Origin of the sequence: Shewanella sp. 6_MG-2023 (genome assembly GCF_030547195.1) — a bacterium.
In the GTDB taxonomy this organism is placed as follows: Bacteria; Pseudomonadota; Gammaproteobacteria; order Enterobacterales; family Shewanellaceae; genus Shewanella.
Map to the genome: position 1 here is coordinate 1 of NZ_JAUOQU010000024.1, position 18,265 is coordinate 18,265.

Here is an 18,265-nt window from a genome sequence, read left to right on the forward strand (position 1 = left end):
CCCTGTAGTTCAGTTGGTAGAACGGCGGACTGTTAATCCGTATGTCACTGGTTCGAGTCCAGTCCGGGGAGCCAATTAAAACAAATTTTGAAGCATCGATTCCCCTGTAGTTCAGTTGGTAGAACGGCGGACTGTTAATCCGTATGTCACTGGTTCAAGTCCAGTCTGGGGAGCCACTTCAAAATAGTGTAAAAATTAAAGTATCGATTCCCCTGTAGTTCAGTTGGTAGAACGGCGGACTGTTAATCCGTATGTCACTGGTTCGAGTCCAGTCTGGGGAGCCACTTTAATAGTATGTTTGTAAAAATGAAGTATCAATTCCCCTGTAGTTCAGTTGGTAGAACGGCGGACTGTTAATCCGTATGTCACTGGTTCGAGTCCAGTCCGGGGAGCCACTTCAATAAATCTTCAATTCCCCTGTAGTTCAGTTGGTAGAACGGCGGACTGTTAATCCGTATGTCACTGGTTCGAGTCCAGTCCGGGGAGCCAAGATTTACCTCTAGCATATCATCATGTTATATCTCACGTTTTTAGTTTAAAACCCTCTCCTTTTATGTCTTTTTCTATTACAATTTAATACAGTTATATTTCTTTTTTAAGTTTATAATACCTTGAGTACATTATTCTCATTAAACTCAAGCATTTAAGACAGGAAACGGATCATTCATGGGCTTATCAAAATCTTTCCAGTTAGTACTTTTTGTTATTTTTGGTCTGTTATTATTTCGTATTTATGACCTTGAAAATAAAGAAATGCAACGCCAAGGCCATATTGCAATTGAAAATTACAAGCACCAAATCAATTCAATTACAGAATGGAATAGTGATGGACAGGCACTCTTTCAGCAATTAAGCGAAAATTTTAGCTTCCAATTTTTCCAATACATTCACAGTACTGACAGTGATAATAACTTTACCTATGGAACGTTAGCTAAAACTGACGCCGACTTTGAAGATAAAATTTTTTCTATCGAATTAGGTCATATTAATACGTTTGCTGACGCTCGCCTGCAAGTCCGGTTAAACACGAGTTCAGTTATCACCACAAGCTTTGTTAACCTTGAAAAAGCAGCGAGTCTGACCATTTTAGCGTATTTAGTTATTATGCTGAGTTTTACGCTGTTAATGCATGTGCACCGCAGAGGGATAAAGTATGCATCTGATTACATCAGTAATATTTCTAGTCTGTCATTTCAAGCTGTAGAAACCTCAAGATTAAAAGGCTCGCTTAAACCCATAGGTATTGCTCTTGAAAAGAGCCGAGGCGAATTAAAAGCCAGCATCGACAGTTTTCATAACAAAAATGATACCCTTACCAAAGCCGCTTATCAGGATGCTGTCACCGGCTTTTCAACCCGAAGACGCTTTGACGATCAAATAAAATCTATTTCGAAATCAGATAAGCAGCAATTTGGCGTGCTTTGTATTGTTAAAGCTGCTGAACTTGCCAGTATAAACCAGTTGCAAGGACGTGAAGCTGGCGATGATTATTTAAATAAAATTGCGACTTGCATCAGAACAGCTGGCTCTAAGATGGGAGTCAATGAATTTTACCGGGTATCAAGCAGTGATTTTGCATTATTTATTCATGGTATTACGACAAAAGAGTCTGAGCGATTTTTAGATAACCTAAAAAGAAGCTTTGATGAATATGCCCAAACCATTGAACCCGATAATATTGCCAATGCCGGTTTAGTCCCTTTTGAAAACCAGTTTGACCCTCACGCGCTATTGGTGTTCGCGGATACTGCAGTCAGCATCGCGCAAACATCTGGCCTTAACAGATACCATATTCTTGAAAAATTCAATGGTAACGAACAATTAGGCGATAACCACTGGAAAGTAACCATCAATGACCTCATTAACCGCAAAGGGGTTAAGTTTTTTCAACAACCAATCTTACCTTGTAATAATCAAGTCGATGTTTATCGTGAGTTATTTGCCCGTTTCTTTAATAATGAAGGCTCCAATTTACCCACAGCCAGTGTGGTCGCAATGGCTGAACGTCATCGATTAAATATCGATTTGGATAAAATGCTCATCGTTCATTGCATACAATTACTCAGCACCAATCCAAGCCTTAAGGGTAATTTTGGCGTCAATATTAGTGCCTCATCTGCTACCCATGAAGTCTTTGTGTCTTGGTTAACAGATATTTTATCTAGCCACCGCAGTGTTGCTGCAAGATTAATCTTTGAAGTCAATGAATCAGGTATGCAGAAGAACTTAAATGCAAGCCAACGCTTCGTTAATGAGATGCACAAAGTTGGCGTTAAGGTTGCCATTCAACAATTTGGATTAGGTTTTTCATCTTTCAAATTCTTTAGGGAAGTAAAACCCGATTTTATCAAGCTTGACAGCAGTTATAGCGATAAGATTGATCAAAACAACAACAATAAATTCTTCATAAGAATGATTGTTGATATCTCCAAAAGAATTGGCATAAAAGTGGTCGCTACAGGCGTAGAAAAGCAAGAAGAGAAACTAACACTTGAAAAATTACTCGTTGATGGCTTACAAGGTTATTACATTGCCAGACCAGAAATTATCGCGAAAACAGATAAATAAATAACCAATGTAAGACCTTTATTCAAAAAAAGGGTTATTATTTACATAACCCTTTTTTTTATCCGTTGTTAAACCAGCCTAAACCTTAGATAATACTGCTAATCTCTTAAAGAACTCTCATATAGAAAAGTGTAGTAATGACAGACTATCTCTTACTGTTAATTGGCACAGTGCTAGTTAATAATTTTGTATTAGTAAAATTCCTTGGACTATGCCCTTTTATGGGGGTATCTAGCAAGTTAGCTTCTGCCATCGGTATGTCCATGGCAACAACTTTTGTACTCACATTAGCATCTATACTTAGCTACTTAACCAACGAATTTTTACTTGAGCCTTTTGGTATCACCTATCTAAAAACAATGAGCTTTATTTTGGTCATTGCTGTTGTGGTGCAATTTACTGAAATGTTAGTACAAAAAACCAGTGCCTCTTTACATAGAGCATTAGGGATTTATCTCCCGCTCATCACTACCAACTGCGCAGTACTCGGTGTCGCCCTACTTAACGTCAATGAAGATCATAACTTTATTCAATCTGCAGTATATGGTTTTGGTGCAGCGGTTGGATTTTCTTTAGTACTAGTATTGTTTTCAGCCATGCGCGAACGTTTGGCGGCGGCTGACGTGCCTTTACCTTTTAAAGGTGGTGCTATTGCCATGATTACCGCAGGCATAATGTCGCTTGCCTTTATGGGATTTGCGGGGCTAGTTAAATAATCATGTCTAGTATTGCAATCGCTGTCATTGTGCTAACCATCTTAGCCTTAATATTTGGCTTAATTCTTGGTTACGCTTCAATTAAATTTAAAGTCGAAGGAAACCCTATTGTCGATCAAGTAGAAGCCCTGTTGCCGCAAACCCAATGCGGTCAATGTGGCTATCCAGGCTGCCGACCATATGCTGAAGCTATTGCCAATGGTGATAACATCAATAAGTGCCCGCCTGGTGGCACTGCGACTATGGAGAAACTTGCGTCATTAATGGGAGTTGATCCAGAGCCATTAAACGAAGTAGCTCAGGAAACGGTTAAAAAAGTCGCCTACATCAGAGAAGATGAATGTATTGGTTGTACTAAATGTATTCAAGCCTGCCCAGTAGATGCCATTTTAGGCGCGGGTAAACTGATGCACACGGTTATTACTAAAGATTGTACCGGCTGTGATTTGTGTGTAGAGCCTTGTCCAGTTGACTGTATTGATATGATCCCAGTTGAACAAAACCTAAAGAACTGGGATTGGAAATTATCTTCTATCCCAGTCACGCTTATTGATATTGATCATGTTAAAAGCTCAAAAGCAGCTAAAGTAAACGATGTAAACGAGGAATCTCAGTGCTAACTTTATTAGAACAAATTGATAAAGGGACTTTATGGCATTCTCCAGGTGGAATACACCCTCCACAACTTAAGACTCTGTCTAATACTCAAGCTGTACGCCAACTACCCTTAGCAGCTCAATATAGAGTACCGCTGCCTCAAGTCGGTGATTGCGCTCGTTTAACAGTAAAAGTCGGCGAGCAGGTACTCAAAGGGCAAATGCTCACTGATGGTGAAGGCTTTATGTACCTTCCTGTACATGCGCCTACATCTGGTCAAATTATCAGTATTGAACAGCATGCAAGTAATCATGCCTCTGGTTTACCTTGTTTAACTTGCACCATTGCCGCTGATGGTCAAGATACTGCTGCGGTATTTTTGCCTGCGACATTGACAGAACTGAGTAACCAACAAGTTATTGAGAAAATTAAGCAAGCTGGCATCGCGGGTATGGGCGGCGCAACGTTTCCAAGTCATATAAAACTTAATCCAGCCAGTGAAATTGATCTTGTGATCATTAACGGTGTTGAGTGTGAACCTTATATCACCTCTGATGATGTGTTAATGCGTGAATACGCAACTGACATCATCAAAGGCATCGAAGTCATCGATTATTTGTTGAAACCTCAACGGATAATTATCGCTATCGAAGATAACAAATCACAAGCTGCTGCAGCGATGAAGACGGCGTTAGCAGGCTTTGAATCCTTAGCAAAAATGACTCGTATCACCATCATTCCAACTAAGTACCCCTCCGGTGGCGAAAAGCAGTTGATTCAAATTGTGACCGGTAAAGAAATACACACAGGTAGCATTCCGGCCCAGCAAGGTATTGTGGTGCACAATGTCGGCACCGCCTTTGCGATTCAAGATGCTGTGTTAAATGGTAAACCTCTGATTGAGAGATTAGTGACCATCACGGGTAATCAAGTATCACAACCAGGCAACTATTGGTTACCTATCGGTACACCGATCACCCATGCACTCAAGCAAACACAAACGCCAGTCAAAGACACTAATAACATAAGTGCTAAAGTCATCATCGGTGGTCCTATGATGGGTTATGCACTGCCCAATACTGATGTTCCAGTATTAAAAGGAACAAACTGCATATTGGTACCAAGCAGTGATGAAATCGCCCCTGATGTCGATGAAAAAGCCTGTATCCGCTGCGGAGAATGTGCTGTTGTCTGCCCAGCTCTGTTGTTACCGCAACAATTATTCTGGCATGCAAAAGCCCAGGAGTACGATAAGGCCGCTAGCTTTAATTTAAAAGATTGCATTGAATGCGGCTGTTGCAGTTATGTTTGCCCCAGTGATATTCCACTTGTTGAGTATTATCGCATTGCCAAATCAGCGCTTAAAAATGAAGCGGAAGAAAAATTCCAAGCTGAACAGGCTAAAATACGTTTTGAAGCCCGCTTGCAACGCCTTGAAGATGAAAAGCGTGCCCGCGAAGAAAAATCAAGACTCGCAGCAGAAAAACGTAAAGCTGCTATGGATAGCAGTAAAAAAGATGCTGTTGCAGAAGCAATGGCGCGTATTGCAGCCAAAAAGCAAGCGACGGCAACACCCGCTGCAGAAACCAATAACAATAGTGCCACTACAGATAAAAGTGCAGCAGTTAAAGCCGCTATTGCCCGAGCAAAAGCCAAGAAACTCGCCAGTGCAGTTCCAGCTGATGCTAATGACACGCCTGTAACTACTAGCACTGTTACTACTAGCAGTGAACCTAGCAACACAGCTACAGACAAAAAATCACAAATCGCCGCAGCAGTTGCACGTGCAAAAGCCAAAAAGCTCGCTGCAACAAGTGCAACTGATGATGTCTCAGCCTCTGTTCAAGCCGCTAACGAGCAAGTTGTTAGCGAAGTAACAGAAGTAACGTCAGAAGCAGTTGACGACAGAAAAGCGAAAATTGCGGCTGCCGTTGCACGAGCTAAAGCCAAAAAGCTCGCAGCAACAGCTGCAACAAGTGCAACTGATGATATCTCTGCCTCTGTTCAAGTAGCTAACGAGCAAGTTGTTAGCGAGCAAGTTGTTAGCGAAGTAACAGAAGTAACCTCAGAACCAATTGACGACAGAAAAGCGAAAATTGCGGCTGCCGTTGCACGAGCTAAAGCCAAAAAGCTCGCTGCAACAGCTGCAACAAGTGCAACTGATGATATCTCTGCCTCTGTTCAAGTAGCTAACGAGCAAGTTGTTAGCGAAGTAACAGAAGTAACGTCAAAACCAATTGACGACAAAAAAGCGAAAATTGCGGCTGCCGTTGCACGAGCTAAAGCGAAAAAGCTCGCTGCAACAAATGCAACTGATGATGTCTCTGCCTCTGTTCAAGCTACTAACGAACAAGCTGCTAACGAGCAAGTTGTTAGCGAAGTGACAAAAGTACAGTCAGAACCCGTTGACGACAAAAAAGCGAAAATTGCAGCCGCTGTTGCTAAGGCCAAAGCGAAAAAACTTGCGCCTAAACATGACACTGAAAATGAAACTGTATCAGCGCCAGCAAAGCTTAAAGAAGAGCCTGCTCCAACAGAAGCTACTGACGACAAAAAAGCACGAATTGCAGCTGCAGTTGCTAAAGCAAAAGCGAAGAAGCTTGAAAATCAGCGTAAGCTGAGTGAAAAGGAATAAACATGGCATTTAAAATAGCTTCATCTCCACATGTCAGTACCACACTGCAGACCAATAAAGTCATGCTGCGTGTTGCCTACTGTTTAATTCCGGGTATTTTAGCCCAAACCTACTTCTTTGGTATGGGGACTTTGGTACAAATCATTATTGCCGTAGTAACAGCCTTAAGCGCTGAAGCTTGCATAATGAAGTTACGTAATAAATCAATTAAAACAGCCTTAGCAGATAATAGTGCCTTAGTTACAGCTTTATTGATTGCCGTTGCCATACCGCCCTTAACACCTTGGTGGATGACGGTTATAGGCTGTCTTTTTGCTATCGTGATCGTAAAGCATTTATATGGCGGGCTAGGTAATAATATCTTTAATCCTGCCATGGCTGCATATGTTCTGTTACTGGTTTCGTTTCCAGTGCAAATGACCTCATGGGTTGCACCTGCAGAACTTGCTAGCAATCATGTGGGCATTATTGCAGCATTAAATTCAATATTTGAATTATCCAATGTGGATATTCATTTATATCGCCTTGGCATCGACGGTCATACTATGGCGACACCGTTAGACACATTCAAAACTGATTTATCTATGGGGTTAACTAGCGCCGAAAGTTTACAGAAGAATGTTTTTGACGGCATAGCAGGTGTTGGCTGGCTTTGGGTCAATATTGCGTATTTACTTGGTGGCCTTGTGATGTTAGAGCTCAAGGTGATCCGCTGGCAGATCAGTACTGGCATATTATTAGCGATATTTATCTGTGCAGGTGTGGGATTTTTATTAAATCCAAGTACTCATGCTAGCCCATTACTGCATCTGTTTTCTGGTGGCACCATGTTATGTGCTTTCTTTATTGCGACCGATCCTGTTACCGCTGCAACCAGTCCCCGGGGCAGATTGTTATTTGGCGCTATCATAGGCGTGCTTATTTTTGTGATTAGAACCTATGGTGGTTACCCTGATGCGGTCGCCTTTGCAGTTTTACTTGCCAATATGTGTGCTCCATTTATTGATTACTACATTCGTCCGCGCTCATACGGCCATAGAGCAGGAAATTAAACAGGATTTATTATGTCTAATATTATTACACGAAATGGCCTGATACTTGCGATATTTGCTTTGTGTTGCACTGGCTTAGTAGCAAGCGTGAACTATTTAACTGCAGACAGGATTATTGACCAGCAACGCAAGCAACTTACACGCGTGCTGCAACAAATCATACCTCAAGCAATGCATGACAATGCATTAACTGACGATTGTATTGCCGTGATTGATGAAGCATATTTGGGCAGCGATCAATCGTTATCAGCCTATATTGCTAAACAGGGCGATTTACCTGTTGCAATGGCCATTGAAGCCATTGCCCCTGACGGTTATAACGGTGATATCAAGCTTATTATCGGTGTCGATAACGACAACACCCTACTAGGCGTAAGAACCTTAGCACATCAGGAAACACCTGGCTTAGGTGACAAAATTGATTTAAGAAAATCTGACTGGGTTTTAGCCTTTGCTGGGTTAGTTTTTAATTCAAACGATAAACCATTAGGCGTTAAAAAAGATGGTGGTAACATCGACCAATTTACAGGGGCTACCATTACCCCAAGAGCTTATGTCAAAGCGATTAATAATGCCCTAACCTATGTTAAAAACAACAGGCAAATGCTTTATAGCACCGTAAACCAATGTGGACGAGATCATGACTAATTACCGCGAAATAGCTTGGCAAGGATTATGGAAAAACAATCCCGGATTGGTTCAGTTATTAGGCTTATGTCCGTTATTAGCTGTAACAGCTACGGTAACTAATGCTTTAGGCTTAGGTGTTGCCACACTGCTAGTGCTGGTTGGTTCTAATGTACTGGTATCATTGGTGCGCAACTTTGTTCCAAAAGAAATCCGTATTCCAGTGTTTGTGATGATCATTGCCGCACTAGTAACCTGTGTTCAGCTGTTAATAAATGCTTATGCCTATGGCTTATATCTTTCTTTAGGCATTTTCTTGCCCTTGATTGTCACCAACTGTGTGATCATTGGCCGAGCAGAAGCCTTTGCATCACGCAACAATGTTAGCAGCGCTGCTTTTGATGGGCTCATGATGGGACTTGGGTTTACCGCCATTTTAGTGGTGCTTGGCGGAGTACGTGAAGTTCTTGGTCAAGGCACTTTATTTGATGGTGCTGAGCTGCTGTTAGGTGACTGGGCAAGCGCACTGACGATTCAAGTATTTCAACTCGATAGCCATTTTTTAATTGCAATGTTACCGCCGGGGGCGTTTATCGCCATGGGACTGTTAATTGCCCTTAAAAATGTTATTGATGCAAAACTCGAAAGCCGACAACCAAAACAACAAAGCGAAGCCATAGCGCGCGCCAGAATTACCAAGGTTAGCTAATAGATGAACAAACAAAAACGTTATGAAATGTTAACCCGTCTTCGGGACAATAACCCTAAACCTGAAACTGAATTAAACTTTTCATCGCCGTTTGAACTGCTGGTTGCCGTCACCCTGTCGGCGCAAGCAACCGATGTCAGCGTCAATAAAGCCACTGACAAATTATTCCCTGTCGCCAACACAGCTCAAGGAATTTACGATCTTGGCGTTGATGGCTTAAAAACTTACATTAAAACCATTGGGCTTTATAACAACAAAGCGATAAATGTTATTAAAGCCTGTAAAATGCTAATTGATCAACATGGCGGCGAAGTACCTGAAAATCGAGAGGCATTAGAAGCACTCCCTGGCGTTGGCCGTAAAACTGCCAACGTGGTACTCAACACTGCATTTGGCTGGCCGACCATCGCTGTTGATACCCATATTTTTCGTATGGCAAATCGCACTAAATTTGCCATGGGTAAAAATGTCGACCAAGTAGAAGAAAAAATGCTGAAAGTCACCCCTGCCGAATTTAAAGTCGATGTACATCACTGGTTTATTTTACATGGACGCTATACCTGCATCGCCCGCAAGCCTCGCTGTGGTAGCTGTATGATAGAAGACCTTTGCGAATACTCTCCACCAAAGAAAAAGTAAAGGATTATACTCATGCGAAGTAATAGATTCCCAAGGGAATCTATTTTTTTACCTTTACAAAAGCAAAAAGGCCAATTAAGGTGTATTTATGTATAATTAATGGTTGACTTTGCAATGAATGCTTTGAGTGTTAATGTTCAAGTAAAAATATACAAGGATATAAATGGTTATTCATTTCCCGCTGTTATTAGGGATGGCTTACCTTGCTGCTTGTACTTGAATGCTTATCTTAATGGCAATCATAATTCTCCACTTTCAAAGTCAAAGTCAAAACAGTCACCGTCATTCTATACCATAAAAAAATATGCCTACGAATTGAAGTTTCTATATTGCTTCTTCATTGATAAAGGTATTGATCTCGTTGAGCGTGTTGCGAGTGGCACTTTTCTATCTATTGAAGAAATTGACAGTTATATTCGTACTTGTAAATTTTATGTGGGCACAGAATCTGATAGCGAAGACAGCACAGTAGTTAGCCTTACCGATAAAAGAATCAGGGATGCAATCCATGCGACATCCAACAGTCAATCAGAAGTGTCAGCGCATACTTTTAATCAACGCCTCAATCGCCTGAAAGCCTACATTGAGTTTTTATACGTGTGCCATCACTACGATAAAGCTGAAACTAAGCAGCAAATCAGCACCGATGACCAATTTAATAAATTTAAACTCTACATAAGCACCGTAATATCTAGCTCCCGAAAGGACAATACTATTACTAAAGATGCTTTTGAATCTGCTATCCCATCCGATAAATTCTTTAATTTGTTGGATGTTATTCAAGAATGCTCTCCTGATAATCCATTCAAATCGAGTAAACTTCGAAATCAAATAATCGCCCAAATATTGATTGATTCAGGGGTACGCGTGGGTGCGGTATTGAAATTAAAGGTAAGTGATTTAATAGATGATTGGGGCAATCCTAGATTCCTACTCACCCGAACGCCCAACGACCCAACGGACACAAGACGCCTTCCCGCTGCGAATAAAACAAAAGCACTTTCTGTTCCAATCTCTCGTGATTTAATGAAGTTTATTAAGCTCTATATTGAAACCGTGCGCAAAAGTACACCAAACTCTCATGAACATGACTTCCTTTTCATCTCAGAAAAAGGAAGAACTATCGGTAAGCCAATGTCTTACAACGCAATGTACAAGGTCATTAAGACGATTGGAGGTTGTGTCGGGATAGCACTACATCCACATCTACTTCGTCATAAGTGGAATGAAATCTTTGAAAACAAAGCCAAAGCCAAAGGGTTCTCACCAGATAAAATCGAAGACCTTCGCAAATATGCAATGGGCTGGGTAGAAGACTCAAAAATGGCATCAGTTTACAACGAGTTCCAATTAGCCGTGACGGTAGCTGAAATTTCATCCAAGAACCAGAGCCAATCCGTACCCAACCTGAGAGATAGCAAATGAACAGCATTGAACTTAAAAGCTTAAAAAATAGCTATCAAGGAAAACGAACCTTTCAAGCAAAAGAAACGGGTTACGAGTTCGATCTCTTTTCTGATGAATGGTTGCTTGGCTACAAGAAAACCCTTTACCTTGACTGGATGAATGAGCTAGATAGCGAAACCTTTCTCGACCTACGACTGGCTATCGCGCACGTTGCTAAACATTATGCTCATTCAACCCTAAATGGCCATGTCAGCATCTTAAGAACCATTTGCGGTTACTTAGAGCCAACGACTTTTGAGGCGTGGTGGTTAACGCTCACGGACTATAAAAAGAATGTAAAAGATGCCCTATACGCATTTAATAAACGAAGTCATGAGTACCGCAGCAGTCTTCTTACTCCGCTCTATGACATCGTTAAGGATGAGAATTTAGGCACACGAGGTCACCAAAAAAATATCCTTGATGAAACAACAGGCGCTTACAGTGAAATCGAGCGTGATAACCTTCTTGAAGCACTAAGAATTGAAACCCTCCATGCACTCAGCAGTGAGATTGCAACAGCACAACCTTTCACTCGCCTTAGAACCGTTCTGGCTTGTCAGTTGATGGTGGCCATTGTAAGAAGACCTTCGCAACTGGTTAAAATTAAATGGTGTGACCTTTTGCGGGTGGGTCAAACATTTAACTCACACAAAGAAAGTAACCGTGATTGGCAGCCTTTAACTCAGCATCATTTTTCTGATGTAGAGCAGTTGCACCTACGAACCTTCAAAGGTAAAAATGGAGCGTTTAGAGTCGATGCCGAGTCACGTTCACATCGCTTGGAGCCAAATCTGTCTGAATTGTTGCTTCAGTATTACCAAGTTTACGAAACTTTCCTTTGCGCGTCATTGAGCAAGAGTGGCGTTATCCTCTCTGAGAGTGAAACAAAAGAGCTAATGCAACGACTCCCCTTGTTTCCAGACCAAAGTTTATTCTCCGTAAAATTTGATACAAAAGAGAGTCTCTTTCAATCAGTAAGCGACACATCAGAGGCTTTCCACCTCTCTTCGGTAAGTCTTGCCAAAAGTATTGCTTACCTCTTCGAAAAAAAATTAAGTATCAAGAGTGACCGGATAGCGCACAAGCCTCTTGCATTTAAAAATAATCGCTGGCGTCATACCCAGTTAACCCTCGCAGCTTGGATGGGGTTAAGCCCTGCGCAAATTGCCGCCATTACAGGTGTTACGGTAGAGGCAATACAAAATTACCTTGATTTAAAAGCGCCTGAGCGAGTCAAAATAGACGAAGCCTATGCGGGTAACAGTGTCATACAACGTTTTGATAGCGTATCTTCGAAAGAATTACAGCAACACGCTGACTTTAAAGTGAAAAGCCCATTTGATGAAGAGATAGGGCACAAGCTTAACCCAGCCAACTGCTCAAGCTGTCAATCAAAGGGAGCCGCTCCAATGGGGTGCTATCCCTGTGATAACTTTCGACCTTTGGAAACCGCAAACCATCAGCAATATTTAGATAAGGCAGAGCGTAATCTGGCGATTAATAGTCAATCAGGCCACCCCGCTACGGTTAAACGACTGCAAACCATTATTCTCTATATCAAAGTGACAATGATGCTGTGCGAAGAACGACAAACCATGAAAGTGGGGGCGAAAAAATGAGTCAGATTAACCGCTACATTGATAATCAACGCGCTTATGTCGCCAAAAAGAAAGCACAGCCTCTGATTGGATTTACCAACGCTCAAGGTGAGCAGGCATCTTGGGAAGATATTGCTGTCACATTTACCAACAGTGACAACAGAACCCAGAATATTCTCTTTTGTAATCTAAATAGAAAGAAAACCCAAATAGGTACGCGTTTCACGGATGAAGATCGTTTAGCACCCGAGGTGCATGAGTTATTATTTACCTATGCCCTTGATATATTAAAAGAAAACATATCTATAAAGTATAAAGTAGGAAAACTCACAGCCGCAAGAATCTTCCTTTGTCACCTAAATGAGAATGTCGCGACCGCCACCCTTGAAAGGATTCAATCTGCCATCAACCTGATGACATACAGCACTAACTTAACATCTTTTATCAACTGGCTGCATCAACATAAAATGCTGGCGAAGAGCTGTCAGCCCTACATTAATACTACAGTTGAATCAGTTCGCACTAAAAGTGGCGATGATGCGCTACAAGCAGAACAAAACAAGCTCCCCTCCGAAAACGCACTACTGGCGCTCGGGGCTATCTTCTATGATGTTATTCCAGCCTATCAGGATGGTGACAAGGAAGATGTTGATGCTTGGCAACACCTTTTATTACCGAAGCAAGAGCAGCGAGACAGCTTTAGTTGTACCATGGCAGCACTTGGCATGGCTTCACCTAATCGGGTCGGCGCAGAGCAAGTACTTTTAACAGTGCAACGCATAAAGGCTCATACACAAGTTGTCGATGGACAGGAAAAAACGGTGCATTATCTCAACTGGCGAGGCTCAAAGGGGTATAAGGATAATCAAAATCACATTAATGCAGAAATGGTCGACAGCGTAGACAGAGCCTTGCATTACACCACTCTTGCTACAGAGACCGCCAGAGCACTGGCTCGGTTCTACCGAAAGCCGAGTCGCCCACTAAAAGAAGTGCTAGGTGAATTTAAGCCTAGCAATGAAAACATCACCCTGCTTAAGCCTAGTTTAAGCAAATCAACCAACCTGTTACATCTTGGGTTGCTGCTTGGTTTTTTTGACGACAGTGACAAATGTGTACGGGTCACCCCTGACACAAAAGGGGCAATAGGCGTATCAATCACTAACCCAAAATTCATCAAGCCCATTGCGCAGCTTGAAGCATTCGACACACTGATATTCAAGATGAATTGCCCATACAGTAAAGCACTAGCTGGATGTACTTTTACCGCGAAAATTCAATATGATAATTATACAGCAGGCAAGCAAGAACTCACCCTGGCAGAGTTTCAAAATCACACTATAGAGATGAATCAATCTCAACTCAAAGGATACAATAAAACGCAAACTAAGTTTGTCGATTTTGAAAACGCATTATTTGCTTACACACAAAAGCAATTGGCTGGCAGAGTGAGACACCCCTTCCTTTTAGTGCCTATCGGTACACTAAGTACTACATTCGCTGACGATTTAATTAAAGGCAATAAAAATAGGCTTACGATCTTTGAACGCCACGGATTTTCATCAAACTTTTTGCTTAAGCCACATCAATTGCGACATTGGCAAAATGATTTTCTGGCGAAAAAAGGTCTACCTCATCACCTCATTTCTATGTTGTCAGGTCGAAAGAGCGCCGAGCAAACACTGACCTATATCCATACAACTGACGCTCAGAACGCTTCAGTAATTGGTGATATCTCTTACGCTAATGAGCCAGAAAGCGATATCGAAGCGAAGATAAGCCTTCGTATTAAAACTATGGATCAATTTAATGAGGCTATCGACAGTGAAACGCCGACTTTTGTTCATGAGTCAGGTTTCTGCACTCAAAATCTAGCCCTATCACCCTGTACTTATATGTCGGAGTTTGAAACGCAATGTGCGTTATGCGCATCTTCTTGCCATGTGACCCATGATAGCGCGGCAATAGACTTACTCATGAAGGATTTAAAGGTGCAGTCGCATAACTTGAAAAGGGTTCAGGAAGCTATCAACTTTGAAACCAGTAAAGGAATGCAAAAGTGGTATAAAACCCACTATAGCAACACTTGCATGCTAAAAAAACTCATTGAAGTGTTGTCCGACAAGACAATAGAGGAAGGTCGTATGGTACGATTGCTAACTCGATCAAACAGCATAAAAATCACTAATTTAAAGACACAAACTGTGGAAGAACGAAAGTTAGCACTGCCAGATACCGAGCAAGCACTTCAAGCTGCTATTGAGGCAAAAAATGACAATAACAAAGATGAAGCCACAAATAATTTTTTAGGTTTTTTAGGCTCACTCTAGGGTAAAAATATGGCACTTAAATCACTAGAAACCGACCAACAAATTTCCATTCAAGCCCTTATTCGAAGCTGGGAAGGCAAGTTGACATGGGATTTATTAGTCACAAAAACAGAATCCAGCTTAGGTATTGCTACTACGAGACAAACGCTCGACAAGTACGCCAATATCAAGCATGAGTACAAGCAAAAAAAGCAAGTTCTAAGGGGAAAGCCCGTTTCATCTGAAAATGAGGAACTGATTGCTTACTTACAGAAAGATGTGGATTTAGCGGAGAAGGTGCTCCAACTGGAATCCGAACTTGCGGTAGCACGTTCAGAAATAGGCAAACTTCAGGCTTTCATTCAAAAGTTATCCAGCATTGGCAAAACTAATCCAAGTGTCATGGATGTGTTTCAAAAAACTCTGCAAGACATTGAGCGCAGCAATTCGTAAACACCCAACAATGTCTAACGCACTCAGCCTTCAATCAAAATATAGCGAGGGGTAAAATGGCAGGTGGTCAGCAAAAGGCGCAGCAAAACCTTGAGGCATTTGAGGTTTGGAAAGCCACACAGACGGACGATGACTTTAAACAAATCGTGTTCAGAGGTCAGCTTAATCGTATTGAAGTGGCAAAAGGGATTGGCTGTGGTAAATCTGCTTTAAATCAAAACCCTGCCCTCAAAACAGCACTTAAAGCTTTAGAAGATGAACTGCGTGGTAAAGGCCTCCTGCCACCTTTAACTAACGCTGCAAAGAAGAATGCGGATAAACCCAAAGCCTACGACAATACAGCGAATCGTAAACTGCTTGATTCAAAGCGAGTGTCTTCATTAGAGACTGAGAATATTGAATTAAAAACTAAGGTCAAAGAGCTTGAAAGACGACTTGAACGCTTCGGTGAACTGTCTGAAACCTTATCTGAAATGGGGTTAATGCCACGATGAATTCCGCTTTGCATGAAGACCAAATGCGTGTCACTAGTGTCCCTTTCCGCTCGACCAATATGGTGATATTCACAGGAGTACCGCTGGCAAAAGACTCTTACAAAACCAATAGTGGCAAGTATTACGTCACCATCAAAGTAGACCCTGAGAGCATCCCCGTGCAACCTGAACTGGGTCAGCATTGGTCAGTCAAAGGTCATCGACAATTAAAAAACATGGAGACAGGCGATTATGTGATGCAGCAGCACACCTATGAATCACCAGAGTATGTTGAGTGCTCTTTGCCCGAAACAGGTGAGCAACTAATACGCTTTATCGCCAGAGAAAGCATATTCAAAGGGATTGGGGAAAGCAAAGCCAGAGCGCTTTGGCAGCTCTTAGGTAAAGACTTTCATGCCACATTAAGAAATGACACACCTGAATCCAGAAAGCGCCTGAAATCGATTGTGAATGACGATTCTGTGGAATCACTTTACAAAGGCTATGCCAAATACAAAAATTTAGCGTATTGCAACTGGATGAGTGAGCACAAAATCCCTGCCAGTGTGCAGCAACGGCTCCTTAAGCATCATGGTGAAGTCTCTATCGATGTTATCAAGGGCAATCCCTATGCACTTATTGGTTTTGGTCTTTCGTTCAGCGACATTGAAGATATTATCAAGGTAACGGATTTTAAGACCGATGTTGCAAAGGATGATCCAAGAAGACTTAGTGCAGCACTTGAAATGGCTATTCGAAAAGAAATTGAAAAGGGTCATACCTATACCACTCACACTAACGTGCGCCCTTACCTCTACAAACTCCTTAAAGACAAAATACTGATAACGCAGGCATTTCAATCGGGCCATAATAAGGCGCAGTACATTTTAAATCCTGACAAGGGAACTTATCACCCAACCGCACAACTCTTGATGGAGAGTGTCGTTGCTAAAAGACTTAACGCATTAGTCAAATGCAATGATTTGTTGGATGAACAGGCTAATGCTGCATATTGTACTGCGGTTGCCGAGCTGCCTTACGACTTAACCAGCAAGCAAACCGAAGCCGTAATAACGTGCTTAGATAGCTCGGTAAGTTGCATTACAGGCGGAGCAGGCACAGGCAAGACAACGGTACTAAGAGCCGCACTTAAGGCTTATCATCAACAGGGCTTTGAAGTCCATGCCGTTGCGCTGAGTGGTCGCGCAGCGATGAGACTGCATGAGTCGATTGGCTTTGTCACTTCAACCATTGCTAAGTTTCTCCGTGAAGAGCCTATTGAACCCAGCGATAAACAAACCAATCACCTCTTAGTTATTGATGAAGCGAGCATGATTGATTTGCCGACCATGTATCGCCTTGTAAATCACATTCATCCTTCTACACGATTAATATTTACTGGCGACCCAGACCAACTTCCACCAATAGGATGCGGTAAAGTACTGGCTGATATTGTTCAAGCAAAAACGGTTGCTAACACCATGCTGGATATTGTCAAAAGGCAAGAAGGCTCAACGGGCATCCCTGAATACTCAAAGCTCATTAATCAGGGCGTGATGCCAGATCACTTAAGCACAGATGCAATACACTTTCACGAAACCAGTCAAGAAAACATTGCTCAAGTCTGCTGTCAGTTGTATCAAAAGTCTCCCGAAAATAGCCGTATTATGGCTCCTACAAAAGCCCTAGTTGCTGAAATCAATATGCTGACCCAGGAGGCCATAAATCCCAATGGTAGTAGGCTTGAATTTGAAATTAATGGTGAGAAGTTTTTTCAAAATATCCGTTTAAATGACACGATTTTGTTTACCCGTAATCATTACGATAAAGGCATACAGAATGGCTCTCTTGGTGTTCTCACAAGCGTTACGGCTAGTGGTGATAGTTATGGTGAAGTGACCCTTGATACTGGAGATAAGATTGAAATCACACAAACTGTATTGGATTGTATGGAACTGGGTTATGCAATAACCCTTCACAAAGCACAAGGCTCCCAGTTCCCACGTATCATTATCGCCCTGAAAAAAGGCAGAATCGTAGATAGGGCTTGGCTCTATACCGCAATCACGAGGGCGGAACATGAAATACATATTGTCGGCTCAAGTGCTGAATTTAGACTTGTAACCGAAGCCCCTAGTCATTCTCACAAACGCAATAGTTATCTTGTTGAGCTTTTAACAAAACAATAATAAAACTTATGATTAAGGAGTGACTACGGGTGCAAGCGGAAATAAGCTGTGTGTTAATGCGAAGCATTATCCATAGTTTATTCTGCGCTCTTGCGAAGCTAGATGTGCCTGTAGTTGAGCGACTATTCTTGCAAATCACTTCTGCCCAGAAGTGTGTCAGGTTCTAGTATCAAAGCTGACACGTTTCTGGACAGAAATCATTTAGAGTACTCTGTCTACGTCGACTAATATTGATTAGAAAAAGTATCCGA

General features: G+C 41.8%; 14 protein-coding genes and 5 tRNA genes. All 19 read left to right on the plus strand.

Features of this window, described 5'->3' with window-relative positions:
- The 19 genes from Q4533_RS14040 to Q4533_RS14130 all read left to right on the plus strand — a co-directional run bounded on the left by Q4533_RS14040 (nucleotide 1) and on the right by Q4533_RS14130 (nucleotide 18,014).
- A tRNA-Asn gene (locus Q4533_RS14040) sits at nucleotides 1–74 on the plus strand.
- A 26-nt stretch (nucleotides 75–100) separates the two neighbouring features.
- Nucleotides 101–176 (plus strand) — tRNA-Asn (locus Q4533_RS14045).
- A gap of 32 nt (nucleotides 177–208) precedes the next feature.
- Nucleotides 209–284: transfer RNA gene (locus tag Q4533_RS14050), tRNA-Asn, on the plus strand.
- 35 nt (nucleotides 285–319) lie between these two features.
- Nucleotides 320–395 (plus strand) — tRNA-Asn (locus Q4533_RS14055).
- Between the two features lie 18 nt (nucleotides 396–413).
- A tRNA-Asn gene (locus Q4533_RS14060) sits at nucleotides 414–489 on the plus strand.
- 177 nt (nucleotides 490–666) lie between these two features.
- Nucleotides 667–2,568: a GGDEF domain-containing protein gene (locus Q4533_RS14065; RefSeq protein WP_303502965.1), complete on the plus strand. Its 1,902-nt coding sequence runs from the start codon at nucleotides 667–669 to the stop codon at nucleotides 2,566–2,568.
- A 137-nt stretch (nucleotides 2,569–2,705) separates the two neighbouring features.
- The gene (rsxA, locus tag Q4533_RS14070) at nucleotides 2,706–3,284 is read left to right on the plus strand and encodes an electron transport complex subunit RsxA (RefSeq protein ID WP_076536414.1); all 579 of its coding nucleotides are present in this window, start codon (nucleotides 2,706–2,708) and stop codon (nucleotides 3,282–3,284) included.
- A gap of 2 nt (nucleotides 3,285–3,286) precedes the next feature.
- A complete protein-coding gene (gene rsxB, locus Q4533_RS14075) occupies nucleotides 3,287–3,904 on the plus strand; it encodes an electron transport complex subunit RsxB (protein ID WP_102475526.1) in 618 nt (205 codons plus the stop codon).
- Entirely contained in the window at nucleotides 3,898–6,516 is a 2,619-nt protein-coding gene (gene rsxC, locus Q4533_RS14080) for an electron transport complex subunit RsxC (RefSeq protein WP_303502966.1), read from the plus strand. Before rsxB ends, rsxC begins: the two co-directional genes overlap by 7 nt.
- A 2-nt stretch (nucleotides 6,517–6,518) precedes the next feature.
- The gene (gene rsxD, locus Q4533_RS14085) at nucleotides 6,519–7,568 is read left to right on the plus strand and encodes an electron transport complex subunit RsxD (RefSeq protein WP_303502967.1); all 1,050 of its coding nucleotides are present in this window, start codon (nucleotides 6,519–6,521) and stop codon (nucleotides 7,566–7,568) included.
- 12 nt (nucleotides 7,569–7,580) lie between these two features.
- On the plus strand, nucleotides 7,581–8,216 hold the full coding sequence (gene rsxG, locus Q4533_RS14090; RefSeq protein WP_102437228.1) for an electron transport complex subunit RsxG: 636 nt from the start codon (nucleotides 7,581–7,583) through the stop codon (nucleotides 8,214–8,216).
- Nucleotides 8,209–8,904 carry an electron transport complex subunit E gene (locus tag Q4533_RS14095; protein WP_076536406.1) on the plus strand — a complete coding sequence of 232 codons (696 nt, stop codon included), beginning with the start codon at nucleotides 8,209–8,211 and terminating at the stop codon, nucleotides 8,902–8,904. The genes rsxG and Q4533_RS14095 overlap by 8 nt, the downstream gene beginning before the upstream one ends.
- Before the next feature lie 3 nt (nucleotides 8,905–8,907).
- Nucleotides 8,908–9,543, plus strand: coding sequence for an endonuclease III (gene nth / locus Q4533_RS14100; protein ID WP_303414803.1), 636 nt, complete (start codon nucleotides 8,908–8,910; stop codon nucleotides 9,541–9,543).
- 99 nt (nucleotides 9,544–9,642) lie between these two features.
- Nucleotides 9,643–10,968, plus strand: coding sequence for a site-specific integrase (locus Q4533_RS14105; protein ID WP_303502968.1), 1,326 nt, complete (start codon nucleotides 9,643–9,645; stop codon nucleotides 10,966–10,968).
- Nucleotides 10,965–12,611, plus strand: coding sequence for a hypothetical protein (locus Q4533_RS14110; protein ID WP_303502969.1), 1,647 nt, complete (start codon nucleotides 10,965–10,967; stop codon nucleotides 12,609–12,611). The genes Q4533_RS14105 and Q4533_RS14110 overlap by 4 nt, the downstream gene beginning before the upstream one ends.
- Nucleotides 12,608–14,920: a hypothetical protein gene (locus tag Q4533_RS14115; RefSeq protein WP_303502970.1), complete on the plus strand. Its 2,313-nt coding sequence runs from the start codon at nucleotides 12,608–12,610 to the stop codon at nucleotides 14,918–14,920. The genes Q4533_RS14110 and Q4533_RS14115 overlap by 4 nt, the downstream gene beginning before the upstream one ends.
- A 9-nt stretch (nucleotides 14,921–14,929) precedes the next feature.
- The gene (locus tag Q4533_RS14120; protein ID WP_303502971.1) at nucleotides 14,930–15,352 is read left to right on the plus strand and encodes a hypothetical protein; all 423 of its coding nucleotides are present in this window, start codon (nucleotides 14,930–14,932) and stop codon (nucleotides 15,350–15,352) included.
- Between the two features lie 56 nt (nucleotides 15,353–15,408).
- A complete protein-coding gene (locus Q4533_RS14125) occupies nucleotides 15,409–15,846 on the plus strand; it encodes a VPA1267 family protein (protein ID WP_303502972.1) in 438 nt (145 codons plus the stop codon).
- On the plus strand, nucleotides 15,843–18,014 hold the full coding sequence (locus Q4533_RS14130; RefSeq protein WP_303502973.1) for an AAA family ATPase: 2,172 nt from the start codon (nucleotides 15,843–15,845) through the stop codon (nucleotides 18,012–18,014). The genes Q4533_RS14125 and Q4533_RS14130 overlap by 4 nt, the downstream gene beginning before the upstream one ends.
- Nucleotides 18,015–18,265 lie beyond the last annotated feature (251 nt).

Coding starts and splice junctions, on each gene's coding strand:
- rsxA (WP_076536414.1), top strand. CDS start 2,706: ATGACAGACTATCTCTTACTGTTAATTGGCACAGTGCTAGTTAATAAT.
- rsxG (WP_102437228.1), top strand. CDS start 7,581: ATGTCTAATATTATTACACGAAATGGCCTGATACTTGCGATATTTGCT.
- Q4533_RS14115 (WP_303502970.1), top strand. CDS start 12,608: ATGAGTCAGATTAACCGCTACATTGATAATCAACGCGCTTATGTCGCC.
- Q4533_RS14125 (WP_303502972.1), top strand. CDS start 15,409: ATGGCAGGTGGTCAGCAAAAGGCGCAGCAAAACCTTGAGGCATTTGAG.
- Q4533_RS14095 (WP_076536406.1), top strand. CDS start 8,209: ATGACTAATTACCGCGAAATAGCTTGGCAAGGATTATGGAAAAACAAT.
- nth (WP_303414803.1), top strand. CDS start 8,908: ATGAACAAACAAAAACGTTATGAAATGTTAACCCGTCTTCGGGACAAT.
- Q4533_RS14065 (WP_303502965.1), top strand. CDS start 667: ATGGGCTTATCAAAATCTTTCCAGTTAGTACTTTTTGTTATTTTTGGT.
- rsxB (WP_102475526.1), top strand. CDS start 3,287: ATGTCTAGTATTGCAATCGCTGTCATTGTGCTAACCATCTTAGCCTTA.
- Q4533_RS14130 (WP_303502973.1), top strand. CDS start 15,843: ATGAATTCCGCTTTGCATGAAGACCAAATGCGTGTCACTAGTGTCCCT.
- Q4533_RS14120 (WP_303502971.1), top strand. CDS start 14,930: ATGGCACTTAAATCACTAGAAACCGACCAACAAATTTCCATTCAAGCC.
- Q4533_RS14105 (WP_303502968.1), top strand. CDS start 9,643: ATGGTTGACTTTGCAATGAATGCTTTGAGTGTTAATGTTCAAGTAAAA.
- rsxD (WP_303502967.1), top strand. CDS start 6,519: ATGGCATTTAAAATAGCTTCATCTCCACATGTCAGTACCACACTGCAG.
- Q4533_RS14110 (WP_303502969.1), top strand. CDS start 10,965: ATGAACAGCATTGAACTTAAAAGCTTAAAAAATAGCTATCAAGGAAAA.